This window comes from Pyramidobacter sp. CG50-2 (assembly GCF_003612005.1).
Lineage (GTDB): Bacteria > Synergistota > Synergistia > Synergistales > Dethiosulfovibrionaceae > Pyramidobacter.
Genome location: NZ_RAWT01000006.1, coordinates 36,925 through 57,326, shown reverse-complemented (window position 1 = coordinate 57,326; position 20,402 = coordinate 36,925). Strand labels below are relative to the sequence as shown.

20 protein-coding genes are annotated in these 20,402 nt (G+C 62.6%); 7 read left to right on the top strand and 13 right to left on the bottom strand.

Annotated elements, in window-relative coordinates; genetic code table 11:
• The first annotated feature begins 128 nt into the window (after positions 1-128).
• Positions 129-1,898 carry a sigma-54-dependent Fis family transcriptional regulator gene (locus D7D26_RS02285; protein ID WP_120371863.1) on the top strand — a complete coding sequence of 590 codons (1,770 nt, stop codon included), beginning with the start codon at positions 129-131 and terminating at the stop codon, positions 1,896-1,898.
• Positions 1,899-2,211: 313 nt separating this feature from the next.
• A complete protein-coding gene (locus D7D26_RS02280) occupies positions 2,212-3,411 on the top strand; it encodes a pyridoxal phosphate-dependent aminotransferase (RefSeq protein ID WP_120371862.1) in 1,200 nt (399 codons plus the stop codon).
• Between the two features lie 33 nt (positions 3,412-3,444).
• On the opposite strand, the gene D7D26_RS02275 is transcribed toward D7D26_RS02280, so the two are convergent.
• From D7D26_RS02275 to D7D26_RS02255, 5 genes are all read right to left on the bottom strand, one after another.
• Positions 3,445-4,056, bottom strand: a complete 612-nt coding sequence (locus tag D7D26_RS02275; protein ID WP_199674656.1) for a GNAT family N-acetyltransferase — start codon at positions 4,054-4,056, stop codon at positions 3,445-3,447.
• An 83-nt stretch (positions 4,057-4,139) separates the two neighbouring features.
• Positions 4,140-5,315, bottom strand: a complete 1,176-nt coding sequence (locus tag D7D26_RS02270) for an amidohydrolase (RefSeq protein ID WP_120371861.1) — start codon at positions 5,313-5,315, stop codon at positions 4,140-4,142.
• 87 nt (positions 5,316-5,402) lie between these two features.
• Positions 5,403-6,617 (bottom strand): hypothetical protein, encoded by a 1,215-nt coding sequence (locus tag D7D26_RS02265; RefSeq protein ID WP_120371860.1) that lies wholly within the window; start codon positions 6,615-6,617, stop codon positions 5,403-5,405.
• Between the two features lie 486 nt (positions 6,618-7,103).
• A complete protein-coding gene (locus D7D26_RS12440; RefSeq protein ID WP_199674654.1) occupies positions 7,104-7,568 on the bottom strand; it encodes a hypothetical protein in 465 nt (154 codons plus the stop codon).
• Between the two features lie 276 nt (positions 7,569-7,844).
• Positions 7,845-8,429: a hypothetical protein gene (locus tag D7D26_RS02255; RefSeq protein ID WP_120371859.1), complete on the bottom strand. Its 585-nt coding sequence runs from the start codon at positions 8,427-8,429 to the stop codon at positions 7,845-7,847.
• A 298-nt stretch (positions 8,430-8,727) separates the two neighbouring features.
• On the opposite strand from D7D26_RS02255, the gene D7D26_RS02250 reads away from it, so the two are divergent.
• Positions 8,728-9,375 carry a response regulator gene (locus D7D26_RS02250; protein ID WP_120371858.1) on the top strand — a complete coding sequence of 216 codons (648 nt, stop codon included), beginning with the start codon at positions 8,728-8,730 and terminating at the stop codon, positions 9,373-9,375.
• Positions 9,372-10,763, top strand: coding sequence for a sensor histidine kinase (locus tag D7D26_RS02245; protein WP_120371857.1), 1,392 nt, complete (start codon positions 9,372-9,374; stop codon positions 10,761-10,763). The genes D7D26_RS02250 and D7D26_RS02245 overlap by 4 nt, the downstream gene beginning before the upstream one ends.
• Before the next feature lie 224 nt (positions 10,764-10,987).
• Here the strand turns inward: D7D26_RS02245 and D7D26_RS02240 are convergent, their stop codons facing one another.
• Both D7D26_RS02240 and prfB read right to left on the bottom strand, forming a co-directional pair.
• Positions 10,988-12,886, bottom strand: a complete 1,899-nt coding sequence (locus D7D26_RS02240) for a SpoIVB peptidase S55 domain-containing protein (protein WP_120371856.1) — start codon at positions 12,884-12,886, stop codon at positions 10,988-10,990.
• Positions 12,883-13,978 (bottom strand): peptide chain release factor 2 gene (gene prfB / locus D7D26_RS02235; protein ID WP_199674652.1). Its coding sequence is split into 2 segments (ribosomal slippage): positions 12,883-13,905 and positions 13,907-13,978, totalling 1,095 coding nucleotides; the frame shifts between segments, so codons are not numbered across the junction. Before prfB ends, D7D26_RS02240 begins: the two co-directional genes overlap by 4 nt.
• Between prfB and D7D26_RS12240 the strand changes: the two genes are divergently transcribed.
• The 3 genes from D7D26_RS12240 (at position 13,950) to selD (ending at position 15,603) form a co-directional block, all read left to right on the top strand.
• On the top strand, positions 13,950-14,123 hold the full coding sequence (locus D7D26_RS12240; protein ID WP_158606234.1) for a hypothetical protein: 174 nt from the start codon (positions 13,950-13,952) through the stop codon (positions 14,121-14,123). The two genes, prfB and D7D26_RS12240, sit on opposite strands and share 29 nt — an antisense overlap.
• A 139-nt stretch (positions 14,124-14,262) precedes the next feature.
• Positions 14,263-14,481, top strand: coding sequence for a DUF2905 domain-containing protein (locus tag D7D26_RS02230; RefSeq protein ID WP_120371854.1), 219 nt, complete (start codon positions 14,263-14,265; stop codon positions 14,479-14,481).
• 75 nt (positions 14,482-14,556) lie between these two features.
• Positions 14,557-15,603 (top strand): selenide, water dikinase SelD, encoded by a 1,047-nt coding sequence (gene selD, locus D7D26_RS02225; RefSeq protein ID WP_147413031.1) that lies wholly within the window; start codon positions 14,557-14,559, stop codon positions 15,601-15,603.
• Between the two features lie 198 nt (positions 15,604-15,801).
• Here selD and D7D26_RS02220 read toward each other — a convergent pair whose 3' ends face one another.
• The 6 genes from D7D26_RS02220 to D7D26_RS02195 are packed head-to-tail and all read right to left on the bottom strand — an operon-like array spanning position 15,802 to position 20,293.
• Positions 15,802-16,656, bottom strand: a complete 855-nt coding sequence (locus D7D26_RS02220) for a hypothetical protein (protein WP_120371852.1) — start codon at positions 16,654-16,656, stop codon at positions 15,802-15,804.
• 2 nt (positions 16,657-16,658) lie between these two features.
• On the bottom strand, positions 16,659-17,204 hold the full coding sequence (pyrR, locus tag D7D26_RS02215; RefSeq protein WP_120371851.1) for a bifunctional pyr operon transcriptional regulator/uracil phosphoribosyltransferase PyrR: 546 nt from the start codon (positions 17,202-17,204) through the stop codon (positions 16,659-16,661).
• A 36-nt stretch (positions 17,205-17,240) separates the two neighbouring features.
• Entirely contained in the window at positions 17,241-17,843 is a 603-nt protein-coding gene (gene pyrE / locus D7D26_RS02210; protein WP_233543430.1) for an orotate phosphoribosyltransferase, read from the bottom strand.
• Positions 17,831-18,550, bottom strand: coding sequence for an orotidine-5'-phosphate decarboxylase (gene pyrF, locus D7D26_RS02205; RefSeq protein ID WP_120371850.1), 720 nt, complete (start codon positions 18,548-18,550; stop codon positions 17,831-17,833). The genes pyrE and pyrF overlap by 13 nt, the downstream gene beginning before the upstream one ends.
• Positions 18,551-18,609: 59 nt before the next feature.
• Entirely contained in the window at positions 18,610-19,539 is a 930-nt protein-coding gene (locus tag D7D26_RS02200; RefSeq protein WP_120371849.1) for a dihydroorotate dehydrogenase, read from the bottom strand.
• Complete coding sequence (locus tag D7D26_RS02195; protein WP_078015660.1) at positions 19,523-20,293, bottom strand: iron-sulfur cluster-binding protein; 771 nt, start codon at positions 20,291-20,293, stop codon at positions 19,523-19,525. Before D7D26_RS02195 ends, D7D26_RS02200 begins: the two co-directional genes overlap by 17 nt.
• Positions 20,294-20,402: the final 109 nt, after the last annotated feature.

Here is a 20,402-nt window from a genome sequence, read left to right as displayed (position 1 = left end):
CGCGCCTCTGCTCGACCGTTCCGCGCCGCAGCTCAGCCAGGCTCATAAAATCGCAGGCCCATTCCGTTTTCGTCCATTTCCGAAATTTGTGTTAGAATAAAACATGCTGACCTGGGAGGTGTCGTATTTTGAAAAAGGTTCGTCTGCTCTGTATCGCCCCCTACGAAGGAATGCGCGACGTCATGATGAACATTGCCGCGCGCCGCAGCGACCTGGAGCTCGTGATCCGCGTCGGCGATCTGGCCGACGGCGTCAGAGCCGTCTCGGAACACCTCGAATCCAGCATCGACGCCATCATCTCACGAGGAGGCACGGCCGAAGAGATCCGCAGGCATTTCTCCATTCCCGTCTGCGAGATCGATCTCTCGGTCTGCGACATCCTGCGGGCCATCCGGCTGGCCCGCAATTTCTCCGACGACTTTGCCATCATGGGCTACCCAAGCATCACAAAAAACGCCTCGTCGCTCTGCGACCTGCTTCAGTACACGACTCCCGTGATCACCATCCACAGCGCCGACGAAGCGCGAGAACAGCTCGAAAAACTCAAAAAGGAAGGGCGCCGAATCGTCGTCGGCGACACGATCACCGCCATCATCGCCCAAAAGCTCGATATGAACGGAATCCTGGTCACCTCAGGCATGGAAAGCATCGAAGACGCGTTCCAAAGGGCGCTGCACCTGCAAAGTTATTACCGCGACCTGCAGGAAAGCAAAAATCTTCTCGACTCCCTGCTCAACAGCCTCAACGACAACCTGATCGTCTTTAGCGACCGCCGGGAACTTTGCTTCTCCACACTGAAGGATATCCCGCAGAAACTTCGTTCCACCTTGGAAAAAAATGTCCCCTCGATTCTTTCCGGAGAAAACCTGCATCTCGTCCGACGCCTTGACGCGCAGCGAGTTTCCATCGAAGGCAAAGACCTTGTCTCGAGGGAACGGAACTACTGCGTCTACACGCTGACGCGGCAGCCTTACGCGGAACCCTTTGGCAACAAGGCGCTGCGGTATTACGACCCGGAGGAAGCCCTTCAGACGGCGCCTTTCGAAAATTTTCTCGGCGAGAGCGAGATCATGCAAAAGGTCATTCACCGCATCAACCGTTGCGCCGCCATCGACCAGCCGGTGCTTCTGGTGGGCGAGGCCGGGACCGGGAAAGACCGTTTCGCTCACTATATTTACGCTCACAGCAGACGGCGCCGCAGCTCCTTGGTCCGTATCGACTGCAGGATGATGACGGAATCTCACTGGGAGTATCTGCTTGAAAACGAGAACTCCCCGCTCCGCGACAACGGTCTCACCTTTTACATCCGCTGCGTCGAACACATTCCGCCCGAACAGCGCCTGAGGCTGGAAAACTATTTCGGGAACACCGCCGTTGCGTGCCGAAACAAGTTCATCCTTTCCTGTTCTCTCGGCGACGGCTTCACCGAGCGCGACAGCTTTTTCATCTATCTCAGGGAAATCTTTTCCTGCCTTACCGTCGAGATCCCGCCTCTACGACGGCACAGCGGCGACATCCCCACCCTTGTAGGGCTTTACATCAACTCGCTGAACGCCCGGCTTGGCACCCAAGTCGTGGGGTTCACGCCCGAAGCCATGCTGCTGCTCCAGAAGTTTCCCTGGGAGCGGAATATCGACCAGCTTGTCAGAGTGGTGCGCTGCCTCGTGGTCTCCGCCAAGATGTCCTACATTTCCGCCAGCGCGACGGAAGAGGTGCTGGCGGAGGAGCGTCATCAGCTGCCTCCCACCGCTGCGGCCGCTTTTAACCTGAACCGCCCTTTGAACGAGATCGTCAGGGATATCGTCACGGCAATTTTCGCGCAGGAGAACATGAACCAGACGAAAACCGCCAAACGCCTTGGCATCAGCAGAAGCACTCTGTGGCGGATGCTCAGGTGATCCGGCACGACGCCGCCGCGTTTTGAAGAACGCCGCGGCGGAAATCCCGGACACGATGCCTTTCAGTTTGTCATACTAAGTTCTCGATTAAAATGCCAAACGCAAGGGCGCTGCGAGGGAGTTCAGTCGCTCGCAGCGCCCAGTAAACCGTGTTAACGCTTTTTATCAAGAAATAGTATCAGCTGCTATATTGTGTCAGGACGGTTCGATTTCTCAAGGTACTATGGAGCACGTTTATTTCATAAGGAACACGCGTGCGAAGGCCGGTTTTTTCGCGCCGCGGTTCACCAAATCCGAAGGAGATGAATTGACAATGATCATTTCAGAACGAATCAGCAGCCTGTCCGCGTCCCCCATCAGGAAGCTGACCCCCTACGCCGCCGCGGCAAAGGCCGCAGGCAAGAAAGTCTACCATCTGAACATCGGTCAGCCCGACATCGAAACACCCGCCGGCTTTCTTGAGGCGATCCACCGTTTCGACAAAAAAGTCATCGCCTACGGCGACTCGCACGGCAATCCGCGCCTGCTCGAAGCGATCCGCGCCTATTACCAGAGCTGGAGCATGGATTACGGCATCGAACAGATCACCATCACCAGCGGCGGCTCGGAAGCGCTGCTGATCGCCATGATGGCGCTCTGCGACCCCGGCGACGAGATCCTCGTTTTCGAGCCCTTTTACGCCAATTACAACGCGCTTGCCCGGGCGCTCAACATCACCGTCCGCGCCATTACGACGCATGTCGAAAACGGCTATGCGCTGCCGGAAGAAGCGCACGTGGAGCGCAGCATCACGCCGCGCACCAAAGCCATTCTGCTGACCAATCCCGGCAATCCCACGGGGCGCGTCTATACGCCCGCGGAGATGGAACTGATCTCGCGCGTCGTGCGCCGCCACAATCTGGCGCTGATCGCCGACGAAGTGTACCGCGAGTTCGTTTACGGAGCTTCGTACCGCAGCTTCGGCGCCATGCCGGAACTCGACGAGCATCTCGTGCTCGTCGATTCGCTCTCCAAACGCTACAGCGCCTGCGGCGCGCGGATCGGCGCGCTGCTGAGCCGCAACAGAGATTTCTGCGTCCAGATCATGAAATACTGCCAGGCCCGCCTGTGCTGCCCCGAGCTGGAACAGATCGGCGCCGCCGCGCTCTACGCCACGCCGAAGAGCTATCTCGACGGCGTCAACGCCGAGTACCGCCGGCGGCGCGACACGCTCCAGCGCGAGCTCGCCAAAATCCCCGGCGTCGCCTGTTCGTCGCCGCAGGGCGCTTTTTACGTGATGATCAAAATGCCCATCGACGACGCCGAAAAGTTTGCGATCTGGCTGCTGGAACACTTCGACTCCCACGGCGAAACCGTCATGTTCGCGCCCGGCAGCGGCTTTTACGCCACGCCCGGCCTCGGCAGGGACGAAGCGCGCCTGGCCTACGTGCTCAACTGCGCCGATCTCACCCGCGCCATCGCCATCCTCGGCGAAGGGTTGAAAGCCTATCCCGGCACGAAACTGCTGGCGTAAAACACCCCCGTGAAAAGCCGCGCCGGACGCCTGTCATACTTCCATAGAGTACCGCACCTCCCACAACGGCCGCCCGAGCATAATCTGCTGCGCGCGGCCGTCACGGACAAAACCGTTCTTTTCGTAGAATCGCCTTGCTCGGATGTTGTCGCACAGCACCCATATCGTGAGGTGCGAATAGCCGAGGAACTTTAGCCTCTTGATGCAAAATTCCAGTCCGGCCTGGGTGGCCGGAGTTCCCCAGAAATCGGGATGAAAGTAAATCGAGTATATCTCTCCGACGTGATCAGGTTCGTCATCCTCGTGACTTCGGCACAGGGAAGCGACACCGGCGGGACGGCCGTCGACCGTGAACAGATAATATTCTTCCCGCCGGGTGGCAATCGCACGGGCAAATCTCTCCGCCTGCTTGTCCGCAGTAAACGCCGCGACGATTTCGTCGGGGACGATTCCTTTGTACGCCGTCTGCCATGAGCGCGAATGGATCTTTCCCATGGTGAAAGCGTCTTCCGTTTTCGACATGACGGCCTCGAACTTCATGCGCCTCGCCTCCATTTCACCCTCTCCGTTGCGGCCAGACAAGAGGCGGCCCGCCGACATGTTCCGGCGGGCCGCCTCTTTGACATTCGGCATCGAACGTTTCACGCGGGACTTCTCGTAAGAAAAACGTCCTGCAAGCTTTCTCCGCGATCCTCTTTCCGCTTTCGCGGCGTCTCTCGTTTTACCTTCTAGCGCGCCGCTTCGGCCAGGAAATCCGCCGCGAACTGGGCCATCACGGCGCTGCCGCGCTTAAGGACGCTCTCGTCCACGTCGTATTTCTCCTGATGATTCGTGTAAACGTAGCCCTTTTCCTCGTCGCGGCTGCCGATGAAGCCGAAGATGTAGCGGCATTTTTCGCCGAACCACGAGAAATCTTCGCTGCCCATGATCGTGGGCATGTGCCCGACGCTTTCCTCGCCGTACAGTTTGACTACGGCGTCATGGGCAATGCGGTTCAGCTGTTCGTCCTCGTTGATCACGGGCAGGGTCAGATACTTGTATTCGAGCGTGCCCGCAGCGCCGAAGGCCGAGGCCGTGTCGGCAATGACGCGGCGCATGGCCTCTTCCACGGAGGTATCGGCTTTGAAGGTGCGCACCGTGCCCTCCATTTCCACCTCGCGGGGCACGCAGTTCCAGCGGTCGCCGCCGTGCACCGTGCCCACCGTCAGCACGAGGGGATTGAGCGGGTCGTTCATGCGCGACACGCACTGCTGCAGGTTGTTGACGATCGCCGCCGAAACGGTGATGGCGTCGATGCCCAGATGCGGGGCCGAACCGTGGGCCGAGACCCCCGTGACGGTGATTTTGAACTGATGGCAGCAGGCCATGCGGTTGCCCGGCGTCACGTCGATCAGGCCGCTCCCCAGCACGCCCCAGATGTGAGCGCCGTAAATGGCCTCGACGCCGTCCAGCGCGTCCTCGGCGAGCATGGCTTTGGCGCCGGTGGCCACTTCTTCGGCGGGCTGGATGATCAGGCGCACGTCGCCGTGCAGCTCGTCTTTCACCTCGTTGAGGATCTGCGCCGCGCCCAGCAGCATGGCCATATGATTGTCGTGGCCGCAGGCGTGCATTTTGCCCTCGTTTTTCGAGGCGAACGGCAGACCGGTCTGCTCCTTTACGGGCAGCGCGTCGATGTCGCTGCGCAGCGCCACCGTTTTGCCAGGCTGGCCGCCGTGGATCGTGGCCGTCAGACCGCAGCAGTTTTTCAACTCTCTGATGTCGGTGACGCCCATGGCCTCGAGGTCGCGGCGGAGTTGCGCGCGCGTCTCCTTCTCCTCGCCCGACAGTTCCGGGCAGGAATGGTAATAGCGGCGGCGTTCGACGATGTAGGACTCGTACTTGTCGGCAAGAGCTTTGATGTCCATAATGCATTTCTCCTTTCAATCGCTTCCGACGCGGAAAGCTGTCAGGCTATGGGTCTGACAGCTTTCCGCGCACCTATTGCACTCCTTTTAGAACAGCTTCTCGAAGATTCCAGCCACGAAGACGGACGTAATCGTGACGGTGACGAAGCCGCCGACGATCATGGCCGGCATGAGGATGCCCGACAGATAATCGTGCTCTTCGTCGTTTTCGGCCAGAGCCCTGCAGATCGACTCGGTGATGACGGCGTTGGGGGGGAAGCCGTACAAAGCGGTCAACGAAACGGAGAACGCCAGCGGGATGGAAAGCTTGACGATCTTCGCCGCGATGAAGGCGAACAGCAGCTGGCCGGAAACGCCGGTAACGATCAGCTGCACCAGGGGCAGGATGATGGACTTGAGCATCTCGGGGGTGCAGTCCTTCAGCCCGTCGAAAATGTACATCATCAGCGCGAACATAACGATGCCGAAGGAGTTGCATTTCGTCAGCGAATTCTCGTCAAGGAAGCCGATCGACGTGAACAGCACGCCGAGCAGCAGGCACCAGATCGCGCCGCTGATCTTGCCGACGGGACCGAAGGAGACGCCGCCCATGACTGTGGCGAGATAGCCGACGATCCCCAGTTTGAGCAGCACCACCACGGCCGAATCGAATTTCTTCGGCACGGAAGGAAGCAACTTGCGGCGCACCGCGGCAGCGGCCAGAACGGCCTGCTCTTCCGTGACGCCGTTGGCGTCGGATTTGCCGGCGCGGAAGTTCCTGATCAAACGGCGCCCTTCGTTCTGGAGGAAGATCGCCGTCAGAGGATAGCCCGCGAAACCCTGTACGCAGTACATGGCGATGGCGAACACGCCGACGGCCGTCATGCCCTTGGCGATGGCCGCCTGCTGCATGATCGAAGCGGCGACGATGCCGCCCGTCAGAGGCGGCAGTCCGGCGATAACAAAGCTGCGATCCATGAACAACGGGCAGACGAAGTAACCGGCAAGGCACATGCCAGCCAGACCGGCCAACGCCACAACGACGACCTTCCACTGCTCCATCAGCTGTTTGAAGCTGATGATCGTGCCCATGTGCACCAGCAGCAGGAAAATGCCCGTGCTCGCGCCGAAGGGGATCAGCACCGAATTGGTGACCAGATCGTGAGGTACTCCGTGCCAGTACCCCAGCAGCATCAGGCAGGCAGTGACGAAAACCGAGGGAACCCAGGCTTTTGTGATCGTGGAAACCCATTCGCCGATGACGTACATCAGACCGCAGATGGCAAACGCCGCCATGAAATTGTACTTAAAGAACTCAAGCATAATCTCTTCTCGCTCCTTCTCGACACACAAGATTTTGCCGAAAAACCTTTCCGTCCCCCCGGAACAAAAGTTTTTTTCGGAACACATCGCGCTATCCCATCCACCCAGGCCGGTTGCCTGTAGATGGATGTAAGTATACCGTCCGCGAAGAAATTTTGCAAATTTTTTCTGCGCCGTCGCTTACTTTTTTTCGGCAAAACAGATTCATCGTCCCTCGGCGAAAACAAAGAAAACATAACTTCCTCGAGCGTTCTCCTTCCCGTTTGCAAACGTTGTGATACCAATTCTTAATGGAACAGCTTAACTGCAAGCGCCCAGCGCCCGCTCAGGACAATCTCGACTGCGTCGTTCGTTTTGTGAATCTTCCTCGGAGCGCCTTTGTTCTTCAGTGTTCCAATCAAGAAAATAGTATGATAGCTCCATAAAAAGCTCCCGGCAGGATTCCTGCCGGGAGCCGTTCATTGAGCTGCCGATTCGAGGAGGAGTTCAGTTCGCGCCGCCGAGGATCGCTCCGAGCAGCAACATGGCGCCGCCTACAACGAACAGATCGTCGCGGTCGCGATGACGATGATATCTCCGGGGAGGCGGCGGGGGCGGCGGACGGTGCCCGTACGGAGGCGGCGGAGGCGCGGGGCGGAATCCCGGACCGCCGGGACGGGGCGGCGGAGGCGCGGGACGGAAACCCGGACCGCCGGGACGGGGCGGCGGAGGCGCGGGACGGAAGCCCGGACCGCCGGGACGGGGCGGCGGAGGCGCGGGACGGAAGCCCGGACCGCCGGGACGGGGCGGCGGAGGCGCGGGACGGAAGCCCGGGCCGCCGGGGCCGCGGCGTGGAGCGGCAATCTGGGATACGGCACTTTTTTTCGAGGCGGCGTCGGCTGTTCCCGCCCCGCTCAGGACGGCAACAGCCGCAGCGACAAGAACGATACCGGCCAGTCTCTTCTTATACATGGAGAAACCTCCTTGTCTGCAATAGTTCAGCGTCCGCAGGACACTGGAGAATTAGATTTCGGGAAGTATCAGTCGCCGCTGCTGGCGGCCGCGCCAATCAGCACACCGAGAAGGAGCATGCGCCGTCCGGAGGCGAGAGGACAAAAGATCCCGAAAGCAGCGAAGCAAACAGAGCGCGTGTGACTTTCATCAGAACTCATTTTCTTCTTCAGACGGAGAACACGGACGGATCCTCCGCCTTTCCGTCATCAAAATTCGGCATCGTAAAAAAACTGTCTACTTGGCCGCCGGAGCTTCGGCGGCGGGCGCCGCGGGCGCGTCCTGCCGGGGCACCGGAGGCACCATCGTCATGCAAGGGCAGTGGTACATCGGCGCCACGGAGTAAGGCATCATCGGCATCATATAATAATGCGGAACGGCGTGCGGACCGAACCCGGGCGCCGCAGGCGCGAGACGGCCGTCGGGGCCGTATCCTCCGAAACCGCCGCGATGCCGGCGGCCGGCGGGTTTGGGCGCATTGCCCTCGAGGATCTGCTTCACTTGCCACTCGCGCACCTTGGCGTGCAGTTCTTCGGACTTTCTCAGCATCTCCAGCGCCTTGCCCGAGTCGGGTTTGTCCTTGCCCAGCTCGAGGCGGAGGTCTTTCTTCAGGCTTTTCATCTCCGCAAAAGCATTTTTGATTTCCTCAGGCGCCTTCTCAGAGATGCGCTTGTCTTCTTCCCAGCGCTGCATCCGCAGAGGCGGGGGCAGGCCGGGGCCGCCGTGGATTTCCCGGCCGGGGCGAGGCGGAACGGCCCACGCCGCCGCGCTGCCAAGGATCGCGATCGCCAAACCACCAAGAACAAGGCGTGTTTTTCTCATTTTACATGACCTCCTGATATGATTGTTTTTTATGAAGATTACGCCGCAGGGAGGCCTCTCTCGCGTCCTCCCTCGAACGTGCCCTGAGTATAATTGGAAAGCGTCCGCCGCGCATTGAAGAATTCGCCAATCCGCCGCCTGCGGATTTTCACAGGAAATTTTTGCGCGCTGTCCTTGACTGTCCAAACCCGCTGTCACAGAAGATTGTACAGATTCCCATTCCCAATCCGATTTCCCGGCGATACAATAAGCACAGTACCGGATAACGACTCCATCATGAAACGGGAGGTTCTTTCACATGATCTCAATCGTTCTGGCCGACGACCATCCGCTCACCCGCGCCGGGCTGGCGGCGCTCATCACCGAAGAAGAAGGGCTCAGTCTGCTCGGCGAGGCGTCCGACGGCAAACAGGCCTGGGAAATGATCGAAAAGCTCAGGCCCGACGTGGCCCTGCTCGACATCCGCATGCCGGAAATGGACGGCATCACCGTGGCCCGCAAAGTCAAGGACGCCAAGCTGCCGACGAAGGTCATCATGCTCACGGCCTACAACGCCCAGCCGTACATCGTGGCGGCGCTTTCGGCCGGCGCGCGCGGTTTCATCGTCAAGACCTCGGCGGTCATGGAGCTGACGCAGGCGCTGCAGTCGGTGATCGGCGGCGGCATCTATCTCGACTCCGCCATCGCCAACGCCGTCGACTCCGCGTCGAACGAACTGGAACCGCTCTCGCCGCGCGAGCGCGAAGTGCTGCTGCTTTCGTCCCAGGGATTTCCCGTCAAGGAAGTGGCAGCGAAGCTGTTCATCACCGAACGCACCGTTCAGGCCCATCTCTCCTCCGTCTACGCCAAGTTCGGCGCCAAGAACAAGACCGAGGCTCTGATCATCGCCCTGAAAAACGGCGTGATCCTCGTCGACGAACTGCTCGAAGGGGAACTTCCTTCATGAAGAAACGCCGCTGGCTGCTCCCCGCCATCCTCATGATGATCCTCGTGCCGACGCTGGCAGCTCTGTTTTTCTCCGGCTTCGGCCTTTACCGGCAGCAGCGGGCCATGGCCGGTATGGCGTCGCGCTACGCCCAAAGCCTGGCGCGCAGCATCGTCCGCGAGGAAAGCGGTTCGAGCAACGAGTCGCCGCTGCAGCGCCACCGGCGCATGGGGCTGTTCCTGAAAATGCTCACGCTCGGGCCGCCCGTGCCCGGCTGGATTGCCACCGTCGGACCGGGGGGGATCAAGCTGCAGGGCTCGCCCGGCAGCAAGATCACGCCCGAGCTGGCGCTCGCCGTCAACCGCGCTTTCGCCAGCGGCGAAATGCAGCTGCTCTCCGTGCAGATCGATCCGCATCCGCCCTCGGCTGCGGCCGTCTATCCTTATCCCGACGGTATCCGCGCCGTCGTCGTCGTCATCTCCAAATTCCTCGTCCCCGGGCCGATGCGCGATCTCGTCTTCCTGCAGCAGGTCATCACCATCGGCGTCAGCGCGATCGCCCTGATCGGTATCTGGCTTTTGTGGAGCTGGTGCGTGACGCCGCTGCGGCGTCTCGCCGCGCAGGTGGAAACGCTGCACTGGGGGCGGGACGTGTTGCGCGCCGGTTCCCGACCGCCGCTGCCCGAACTGCAGAACATGCAGGAAGCCCTCTCGGAGCTGTCGGTCAGCGCTGTCGACCGAGAGACTTTAAAAAAGAACTACGTCGGCGACATCGTGCGCACTCAGGAAGAAGAACGCACCCGTCTCGCCCGCGAGATTCACGACAGCCCGCTGCAGACCGTGGCGTCTCTGATCCAGCGCATTCAGCTCGCGCGGCGCGGTTTGGGAAGGGCCGAGATCGACCGTGAACGCGTCGACGGGCACCTCGACGCCGCGCAGGAAGCCGCCCTTACCGCCGTGCAGGAGATGCGCGACGTCTGCGACCGGCTCTCGCCGCCGTGGCTCAGCCTCGGCGCCGCGCGCGCCTTGGAGGAGATTTCCAATCGTCTCAGCCGCATCCATAACGTCGCCGTCACGGCTGTCATCGAAGGCTGCACCGACGCGCTCAGCGAAAAGGACGCGCTGGCGCTGTGCCGCATCGTCCAGGAAGCCGTGGCCAATTCCGCCCGGCACGGTCACGCCGCGGCCGTCGAAGTCAAGCTGACCTGCGGCGACGGCTGTCGACTCACCATCGCCGACGACGGCTCCGGGATCGACCGCGAATTCGATCCCGAAGTCCTGCGCGTGCAGGGGCACCGCGGCATCGCCAGCATGAACGAACGCGCCGCGCTGATCGGCGCGTCGTTTTCCATCCGCCCCCGCCCCGAGGGCGGCACGCTGGTCACCGTGGATATCCCCGCCAGGCGATGAGCGCGTCTTCAAGCAAAAGCCGCCACGGAGAAGCGGCGGCTCGGAGAAAAAATTCAAAAGAAATATGATACGGAGCGTCCGTACAGAACCGCCCATATGCAGAAAGCCCGCCGATCGTTTGATCGGCAGGCTTTCTGCATTACGTTCATGGGAATTTTTCCGGTCCCTTCGTGATCGATCTTCGGGTTCTCCGCTTCCCCGTGGCGGCCGTCGTTCTCCGCCGCTCACGAACGTTTCTTTTTCGGTTCGAGCACGGTCAGCGGCACCTGCAGGCTGCCTTCGACCACGTAGTCGGAGCGGAAGATCCGCATCGAGCCTTCGCGCATTTTGCGGCGGCGGACTTCGCCGGGGAATTCGCTGCGCGTCCCCGAGTCGTCCTGGCTGAGCAGTTCCACGATCACCTCGCAGCTCCGTTCGCGCGTCTGCAGTTCGTACAGCAGCTGCTCGAGCGACGACAGACGGCGATCGGTCACCGTTGGCTCGTCGTTCGAATCGTCCGTCGGCGCGGGATTCCCTTGCCGCAGCGTAACCGTGTAGCCGCCCGCCGCATCCTCGGGGACCTTCAGCGTGAAGCTGCGGATCACCGGCTGATGGCGCCACGGGCGCAGCGTCGCCGTCACCGTCACCGTGTCGCCCGGAGCCGCTTCGCTGCGGTCAACGCTGAGACTCTCGATGATCAGCTTGCGGATCTGCGACGAAGCCGACAGCTTGATCTTCAGCCCCACGGGGCTGACGTTCCGATAGGGATTGCCGACCACGTTCGCCACGAGCGCCGCAATCGGCGACACGGCGTCGCTCATCACGTCCTCGTCGGCGATCACCACGTCGTTCACGTTCCAGTCGTCGGGCATGCCGTCGCCCGTGACAGTGACGTCATAACGCACGGTGCCGCCCGATTCGCGCGCCAGCTCGCGGTCCGCCAGTCCCGCAAGCAGCTCCGGCAAGAGCGAGGCCACGGCGTGCTCGTCGTTGATCATCTGAAAACGGCGCACCACCGTACGGCGGCTGTCGAGATCTTCGATTTCCACCCGCACCGAGACCGCCGGCGGGAAGCGGCCCAGCCAGCCGGCGATGCCCTCCGGCCGATCCTGCGTCACCGTGCCGACGAGGCGCTGCGACGCGGTCAGCTTGAACGGCGACTCGTAGCTGCCGATGACACCGTAGACTTCGCTTTTCGCCAACGGATAGGCCACGGCCCCCCAGTTCTTGAAACTGTGGCCGAAAGCGATGAAGCGTCCGTCGCGATCCACGGCCGTCAGCGTGCCGCTGACGTCGAGCGCCACGTCGCCCCAGGCCAGCATCGCCGAAACGGCGTCGCCCGGCTTGAGCGGCTTGGCCTTTTCCGACACCGCCGTATTGTCGCCCGAACCGCCCTCGACCACGCGCATGCCGAGCCGATCGCCGAGTTTCTTCAGCGCGCGGCGGCTGAGTCCATCCGCCGTCGCGTACATTTTCGCCGTGGTCTCGGCGACCGCCGGCTCCTTATGGGTCAGTTCTTCGGCTTCCGCGGCGGCGATATCCTGCGGCAGCGAGAACTCGAAATCGGGAACCGACTTTTCCTTCGCCGCCCGATGCGCCGGCGTCGGCGCCAAAACGCCGTCCGCTTTCTTCGCGGCGTTCCGCGCGTACTGGTCGTACAGTTCGCTGAACCGCCGTTCCAGCTCGGTATCCTTCTTTTTCGAGAGCAGCGGGCGCACGCTCGCAAGCTTTTGAGCGCGGCTCGGATAATCGAAAAGCTCCATCATCTGTTCGATCGGCGTCACCAACCCCATCTTCGGATCGCCGAAATCCCAGCCGAAGGAAAACGCGCCGATCAGCCGCCCGTTCACGTACACCGGCGAACCGCTCATGCCCGAAGCCATGCCGCCGGCCCTGTCGATGTCCGGACCGGAGGCGCGGATCAGGATCAGCTTCGAGGGGCGGTCTTTCTTGCTGACGACTCCCAGCACTTCGACCGGGAACGATTTGATCCTGCTGCCGGAGAAGACCGTTTTCGCGTACCCTTTCATGCCCGCCCGCACCTGCGCCAGCGGCATGACCGGCTCCGTCGGCGCAAAAGGCTCCGCCGCAGCCGGAACGCACAGCGCCAGCGCCGCGCCCACAACCGCCCAAAATCGTTTCATCGCGCCCACCTCAGATAGGCCAAAATAAAAGGATCGAGCCCACCGTCGAGCACGCCGCCGACGTTGCCCGTCTCTTCGCCGGTGCGGTGATCCTTGACCAGCGTGTAGGGCTGGAGCACATACGACCGGATCTGGCTGCCCCACGTGCTCTCTTTCTTTTCGCCGGCGAGCGCGCTCATCTCCGCCTGCCGCTGCTCGAGCTCCCGCTGGTAAAGTTTCGACTTCAGCACCGACAGGGCCGTGGCCTTGTTCATGTGCTGGCTGCGCTCGTTCTGGCAGCTGACCACGATGCCCGTGGGCAGATGCGTGATGCGCACCGCCGAATCCGTCATGTTGACGTGCTGGCCGCCCGCGCCGCTGGAACGGTACGTGTCGATGCGCAGGTCTTCCGGCGCGATCTCCACGTCCACGTCGTCGGGCAGCTGCGGCGACACGTCCACCGACGCAAAGCTCGTGTGCCGCCTTTTGTTGGTGTCGAAGGGCGAGATACGCACGAGGCGGTGCACGCCGATCTCGGAGCGCAGATAACCGTAGGCCGTCTCGCCCTGGATCAGCAGCGTCGCGCTCTTGATGCCGGCTTCTTCGTCGTGCTGGTAATCGAGCAGCTTCGTCTTGAAACGACGTTCCTCGCACCAGCGCAGGTACATGCGGTACAGCATTTCCGCCCAGTCCTGCGAATCCAGCCCGCCCGAACCGGCGTGCACGCTTAAAATAGCGCTGCAATGGTCGTACGGCCCCGACAGCAGCAGCGCCATCTGCTCGTCTTCGATCTCGCGGCGGAACGCCGCGCTGCGTTCGCCGAACTCGCTCGTCAGTTCGGCGTCTTCGCCGTCGTCCAGCAGCTCGGCGATCGTCTGCAGATCGGCAAACTCCCGTTCGATCTTGTCCCAACGGGTCAGATCGGCCTCGTGCCGCGACAGCTGGGCCGAAATTTTCTGCGCGTCGGCCCCCGACCAGAAATCGGGCGCGGACGCCTGCGCGCGCAGCTCCTCACAGTTCTTCCTTATCGCAGGCAGGTCAAAGGCTTTCCTGCAGCTCGGCCTTCAGCGCCTGCAGTTCCTCCATGACCGTGGTGATCGGCATCAATGCCATCGGTTTCATTCCTCCCGAAAAACAGATTTGTCATTTTATTATAGCATCCTGCGCCTCGATGCAGAATCCGTTGCCTCTCTTTTGTCCGCATTTTTTACGTATCTCTTCGCCGCGGCGCTTGCCCTTTCGCGCCGACATGATATAAATAAAACGACGAAGATCCTTTCGCCTCCGCCGGCTCGTCGAGGCCGTTCCGCCCCGGCGGACCTGCCCGCTTCGAAACGCGGCACTTCCAATGATCCCGGTCAATCGAAAACGGGGACTCCACGGAAAGGAATGAAATCATGGTTCACGACATCGGCAAAACCATCATGATCATCGGTCTCACGCTGTTCGCCGTCGGGGCCGTCGTCCACTTCGGCGGGCGCTTTCTGCCCTTCGGCCGCCTGCCTGGTGACTTTGCCTGGCAGGGCAAGAACTGGTCGATTCATTTTCCGTTTGCCAGTTCGATCGTCGTCAGCGTTATCCTTACCGTCCTCGCCAACCTTTTCTTCCGCCGCTGAGCCATTGGGCGACTTTTTGACGCCGCTGCGGTATAATGGTTATTAAAGAAGTTTTACGACAGGAGCGAAACGAAAATGAGCCTTGACCAACGACTGACCCAACTTTCCCACAGCAGCGGCTGAGCCGCCAAAATAGGTCCGGAGGACCTGGCGAAAGTTTTGGCGGATCTCCCCCGTCCCCACGACGGCCGTATCCTCACCGACTGGGAGGGGGGCGAGGACGCGGCGCTGTGGAAGATCACCGAAGAGCGCGTCGGCATCCTCACGCTCGATTTCATCACCCCGGTCGTCGACGATCCTTACGTGTGGGGGCAGATCGCCGCCGCCAATTCGATCAGCGACGTGTTCGCCATGGGCGGCTCGCCGCTCGTGGCGCTCAACATCGTCGCCTTCCCGCTCAACTGCCTGCCGCTGGACATGCTCAAGCGCCTCATGGAAGGCGGCGCTTCGAAAGTGTCCGAAAGCGGCGCTTTTCTCATGGGCGGGCACAGCGTCGAAGATCAGGAGCCCAAGTACGGGCTCTGCGTCTTCGGCGAAGTCGAGCGCGACGCCATGTGGCGCACCACCGGCGCGCATCCCGGCGACGCGCTCGTGCTCACCAAGCCGCTCGGCACGGGCATCATGGCCACCGCCATCAAGGCGGAAATGGCCGATCCCGCGCAGGCGGCGGAGGCCGTGCGCTGGATGACGGCGCTCAACGACCTGCCCCGCCGCATGACGGCCGAGCAGCGCCGCCGCGTCCACGCCGCCACGGACGTCACCGGCTTCGGCTTGGCCGGACACGCGCTCGACATGGTTTCCGACCACCGCGTCGACCTCGAACTGAGCGTCGAGGCTCTGCCGCTGCTCGACGGCGCGGCCAACCTCGCCCAGATGGGATTGTTTCCCGCCGGAGGCTACCGCAACGAAAAGCTCTACGCGCCGCAGATCGACCGTCTCGAAAAAGTATCGCGCACACGCCGCGACTTCCTCTTCGACCCGCAGACTTCCGGCGGCCTGATGATGGCCTGCCCGCCGGAAGACGCCGAAGAAGTCGCGGCGCTCGCCAAACGGCACGGTTTCGACCGCGCCGGCGTGATCGGCCGCTTCAAACCCGGCACGGGGCGCATCGTCTGCGTCTGACGCTACGAACAAAGGCTGCCGCGGAGACACGGCGCAAAAACGGAGAAAGAAGACATCAAAAACCGCGAGGGCGGATGACCGGATTTGAATCGGTCATCCGCCCTCGCGGTTTTCGATTTTCGCCGCAAAGCGGTGGCTCCATTTTTCTCTTCGCTTTTTCTCCGTGTCTCCGCGGCGGCCTTTGTCCTGCCTCTTCGTTCAACGGCGGCTGAGCCGGGAACCGACGTCGAGGAGAACGCGGTGCATGAAAAACAGGATGTCCTCGTTCTTCGGCGGCGCGATGTAAACGGCTCCGAGATGGGCGACCAAGGCACGGCGGAGCTTGGGATCGACATCATAAGCGACGACGACGAGACGCCCGGCGGCCAGACCAGCGACGAGGTTTTCGATGTATTTCGGATTGGAAGCCTGGCCGATCTGGCGGATGCGCCGCATTTCCTCCTCGGTCGGAACGCTGACGGCGCAGCCGAAAGCAGCGAAGAAGAGACGGTATCGTTCGCTCAGGCAGAGCACCTTCGTGCCTGTCATGAGACGGCGTCCGGTGATCAGCACGGAGCGGAGGCGCGCGTTGAACTCGCCGAGACGGCGCTGGAAGTAGGCATAGCGCGCGGGGACGAGTTCGCTGAGGGCGTTCGCGACCTGCTGCGCGGTAAACGGCATGTTGGCAGGATCGCCGTAAAAGGCGTCGACGTCGCCGCGTTTCACGCCGTCGGGGTAAAGATAATGCAGATTGGCGCGGTCTTGCTCGGCGGCGGTCAGATTCTTGCCGCGGCGGCCGGCCGTCATGAACTCGCGATACTGCGCCGGATCGAGCGCGTAAAGCGGCAGCGCCGCGTTCGCGCTGCCCATGACGGCGGCGCGGCTGACGCGCAGGCGGCCGTTGTCGTCCCAGCTCGCGCCGGATGCGGTGCTCACATAAGGGCCGCCGATAAATTGAAGCAGCAGTTCGGTCATCGGGTCGAGCGCCAGCACGCGCATTTTTTCCGCGGCGGCGGCCGACAGCGCGCCCAGCAGTAGCGCCGCGCCGCAGAGGACGATTCGGAACCGGCGCATGGCTAGGCTTTGGCGCAGATCACGGCAACATCCTCGCCGTCCAGCTCTTTGACGCGCACGTCCACGATCTCCTGCGACGAGGTGGGCACGGCCTTGCCGAGATAGTCAGGCTGAATCGGCAGCTCGCGGTGGCCGCGGTCAATGAGGATCAGCAGCTGCACGCAGGCGGGGCGGCCAATGTCGCCGATGGCTTCCAGCGCGGCGCGGATCGTGCGTCCCGTGTACAGCACGTCGTCGACGAGGATGATGCGGCGGCCGTTAACATCGACGGGAATGGACGTGCTGTGAACGACGGGCTGGTCGCTGAGCAGCGTGATGTCGTCACGGTACAGCGTGATGTCCAGCTCGCCCAGCGGCAGCTTGACGCCTTCGGCGACGCGCAGGAACTCGCGCAGCCTTCCGGCCAGATAGACGCCGCGGCGCTGGATGCCGATGATGACGAGGTCGTCGGCGCCGCGGTTGCGTTCGACGATCTCGTTGCCCATGCGGCGCAGGGCGCGCTCCATGTCTTCGGCCGTCATCACGACGGCTTTTTCTTTCAGTTTCAACGCCGCATCGCCTCCCGTCGTAAAAGGATCGTTTTTCTACTTCGCGCTGGGCCGGCTGCCGGGCTTGACGGGAGGCGTGCCCAGTTCGCGGCACAGCGGGCAGTCGTCGGCTTCCCAGGTGGGGAAAGAGACCTTGAAGAGCGAAACGAGCTCGGGCCCGAGCTGCTGCGCGCCGCCGGAGCGGTCGACGATGCAGGCAGAACCGGCCCAGACGCAGCCGCCGGCGATCATGTGCTCGGCGGTCTCCTTGACGGAGCCGCCCGTGGTGACGACATCCTCGACGGCGACGAAACGTTTGCCGACCGGCATCGGGAAGCGGCGCAGCTTCATTTTGCCTTCCTCACGTTCGCAGAACAAAAATGGAATATCCAGCGCGCGCGCCACCTCATGTCCGATGATCAGCCCCCCCAGCGCCGGCGAGACGATGAAGTCGGGCCTGAACGCGGCGATCCGTTTGGCGATCTCGCCGCCGGCGAACGCCGCGTATTTGGGAAAGCGCAGCAGCATGGCGCACTGCATGTAGTTGCCGCTGTGCCGCCCCGAGGTGAGCTTGAAATGCCCCTCAAGCCACGCTTTGCTCTCGACGAGCATCTCTTTCAGTTTTTCCTGCACCTGAGAATTCGTCATCACTTCCGACATGCCAATCCCTCCTCGATGGATCGGGCGATCTCTTCGACCGCCTTGCGAACGTCGGGCGCTTTGTAGATGGGACGCCCCATGACGATGTAATCGGCGCCGTTGCGGAACGCGTCGGCGGGCGTGGCGACGCGGCTCTGGTCGTCGCCGCCGGCGACGAGGCGCACGCCGGGCACGACCTTGAGCAGCGTCGGCGGCGTCACGGCGCGCACCTCGGTCAGATCGAGCGGCGAGCACACCAGCCCGTCCATGCCGCAGTCTCCGCACAGCCAGGCGCGCTTTTTGATGGCCGCGTCCATCGGGCAGCCGGGGGCGACTTCGTCCCAGCTTTTTTCGTCGAAGCTGGTCAGCACGGTGATGCCGAGCAGCTTCATGGTCGAGCCGAGCCGATCGCGGGCGGCGACAGATTCTTCCATCATGCGGCGGCCGCCCGCGGCCTGCAGCGTCAGACAGAAGATGCCGAGGTCGCCCAGCGTCTCCACGGCCAGGCGCACGGTGTTGGGGATGTCGTGCAGCTTCAGGTCGAGAAACAGTTTGAAACCGTGGTCGACGATCTCCTTCAGAAACGGCGCGCCGCCCTGAGCGTAGAGGCGCGGGCCGATCTTGATGGCGTCCACGATTCCCGAAAGGGCGTCCATTGTGCGGCGCGCCTCGCGCAGCGTGTCGAGGTCGAGCGCCGCAAACAGCGGCAAAGATGTGTGTTCGGTCATAAAAGCACTCCTCACGTTGATAGGATCGATCCCGTTTTTTTGACAAAATTTTCGCGTGCTCACGCGCGGCGGGCGCGGCCGATCAGTTCGGCCAGGGAAGCGACGTTCCAGCGCTCCACGGCGGAGAGCAATCCCTCGTGGACGTTTTCAAGCACTTTGAAATCGCCGAACAGCGCCGCTCCGACTTCCACGGCGCTGGCTCCGGCCATGATCATGGCCAGCGCCGAATCGGGGCCGTCCACGCCGCCGCAGCCGATCACTGGAATTTTCACGGCGCCGGCCGCGTCCCAGACGACGCGCAGCGCCAGCGGAAAAACGGCCGGGCCGGAAAGTCCCGCCACGCGGCGGCTGAAAACCGGCACCCCGCGCAGCGTGTCGATCGCCATGCCCAGCCAGGTGTTGGCGGCCACGACCGCGCTGGCTCCGGCCGACTCGGCGGCCTTCGCCACCGCGGGAATGTCGGGCGCCTGCGGCGTCAGCTTCACCCACAACGGGCCGTCCCAGCGCCGGCGCGCCATCTCCGTGGCCTGCGCCGTCAGCGCCGGGTCGACGCCCCAGCTCATGCAGCCGTGATCGGTGTTGGGGCAGGAAACGTTCAGTTCCACGCCGTCGACCATGTCCCCGGCTTCGGCGATGCGGTCCATCATGTAAGCCAGATCTTCCGCGCTCTGCATACAGACGTTGAGCATCACGGGCACGCCGCGTTTTTTCAGGTCGGGCAGACGGCAGTCGATGAAGCGGTCGATGCCCTCGTTCTGCAATCCGATGCTGTTGAGAACGCCCGAGGGCGTCTCCCAGATGCGGCAGCCGGGATTGCCAGGGCAGGGATCCTTGGTGATGGCTTTGGAACAGATCGCGCCGACGTGGCGCGTCAGGTCGTCCGCCCACATTCCGGCTTCGTAAGCCCACGTGCCCGACGCGATCACGACGGGGACTTTCAGCTTCATGCCGCCGACGTCGAGCGCGAGCGGATCAGAGATGCAGCTCATCCCATTTCACCTCCCTGGCCTGGAACACGGGGCCGTCGATGCAGACGCGCCGCCGTCCCGTCGTGGTGTCGACCACGCAGCCGAAGCAGCCGCCCATGCCGCAGCCCATGCGGCGCTCGAGGCTGACCTGGATGTCGTCGCACTGCGCGCCGTACCGTTCGTACAGCGCTTTCATCATCGGATTGGGGCCGCAGCAGGCCAGCGACACGTCGCTCAGATCCTGCCCTTCCAGTCCGGCGATGGAAAATCCCCTGCGTCCGATCGAACCGTCGTCGCTGTACAAAACCATCTCCGGCGCGCGGGCGCGTACCCAGTCGGCGAAGCTCCGCCACGAGGCGTTGCCGACGCCGAGGAACAGACGGTCGAAACCGTTCAGCTCGCGGCGCAGGAACAGCAGCGGCGCGATGCCCAGCGTGCCGGCCACGCCCCAGACTTTTTCGTGCCGGAACGGGGCGAACTGCCCGCCTACGGGCCCGCGCACGGAAAGCGACGCGCCAGGTTCGGCGGCAGCCAGCAGAGCCGTGCCCTGCCCAACGACGCGGAAAAGCGTCTCGATCGTCCCCTTTGCGGGGTCGGCATCGAGGATGCCGAGCGGCCGGCGCAGCAGCGGCGCCGTGGCGGCCGACGTTTTGAGCAGCACGAAATTCCCCGGCCGCGCGTTTTCGGCAATCTCTGGACACGCGAACGTCAAATGCCAGATGTCCGGCGAGACCCGTTCCTTTTCGAGCAGCCGCGAATCGTAATCGCGAATCAATCCAAACTCCCCTCTCGTTGGCGCTCTCCGCGCGGCCGCTTGCGCGGCGCGCTTTCATCCCCCAGCGCGCGGCGCAAACGGCCGCGCGATCGACGGATTTATTGTATCG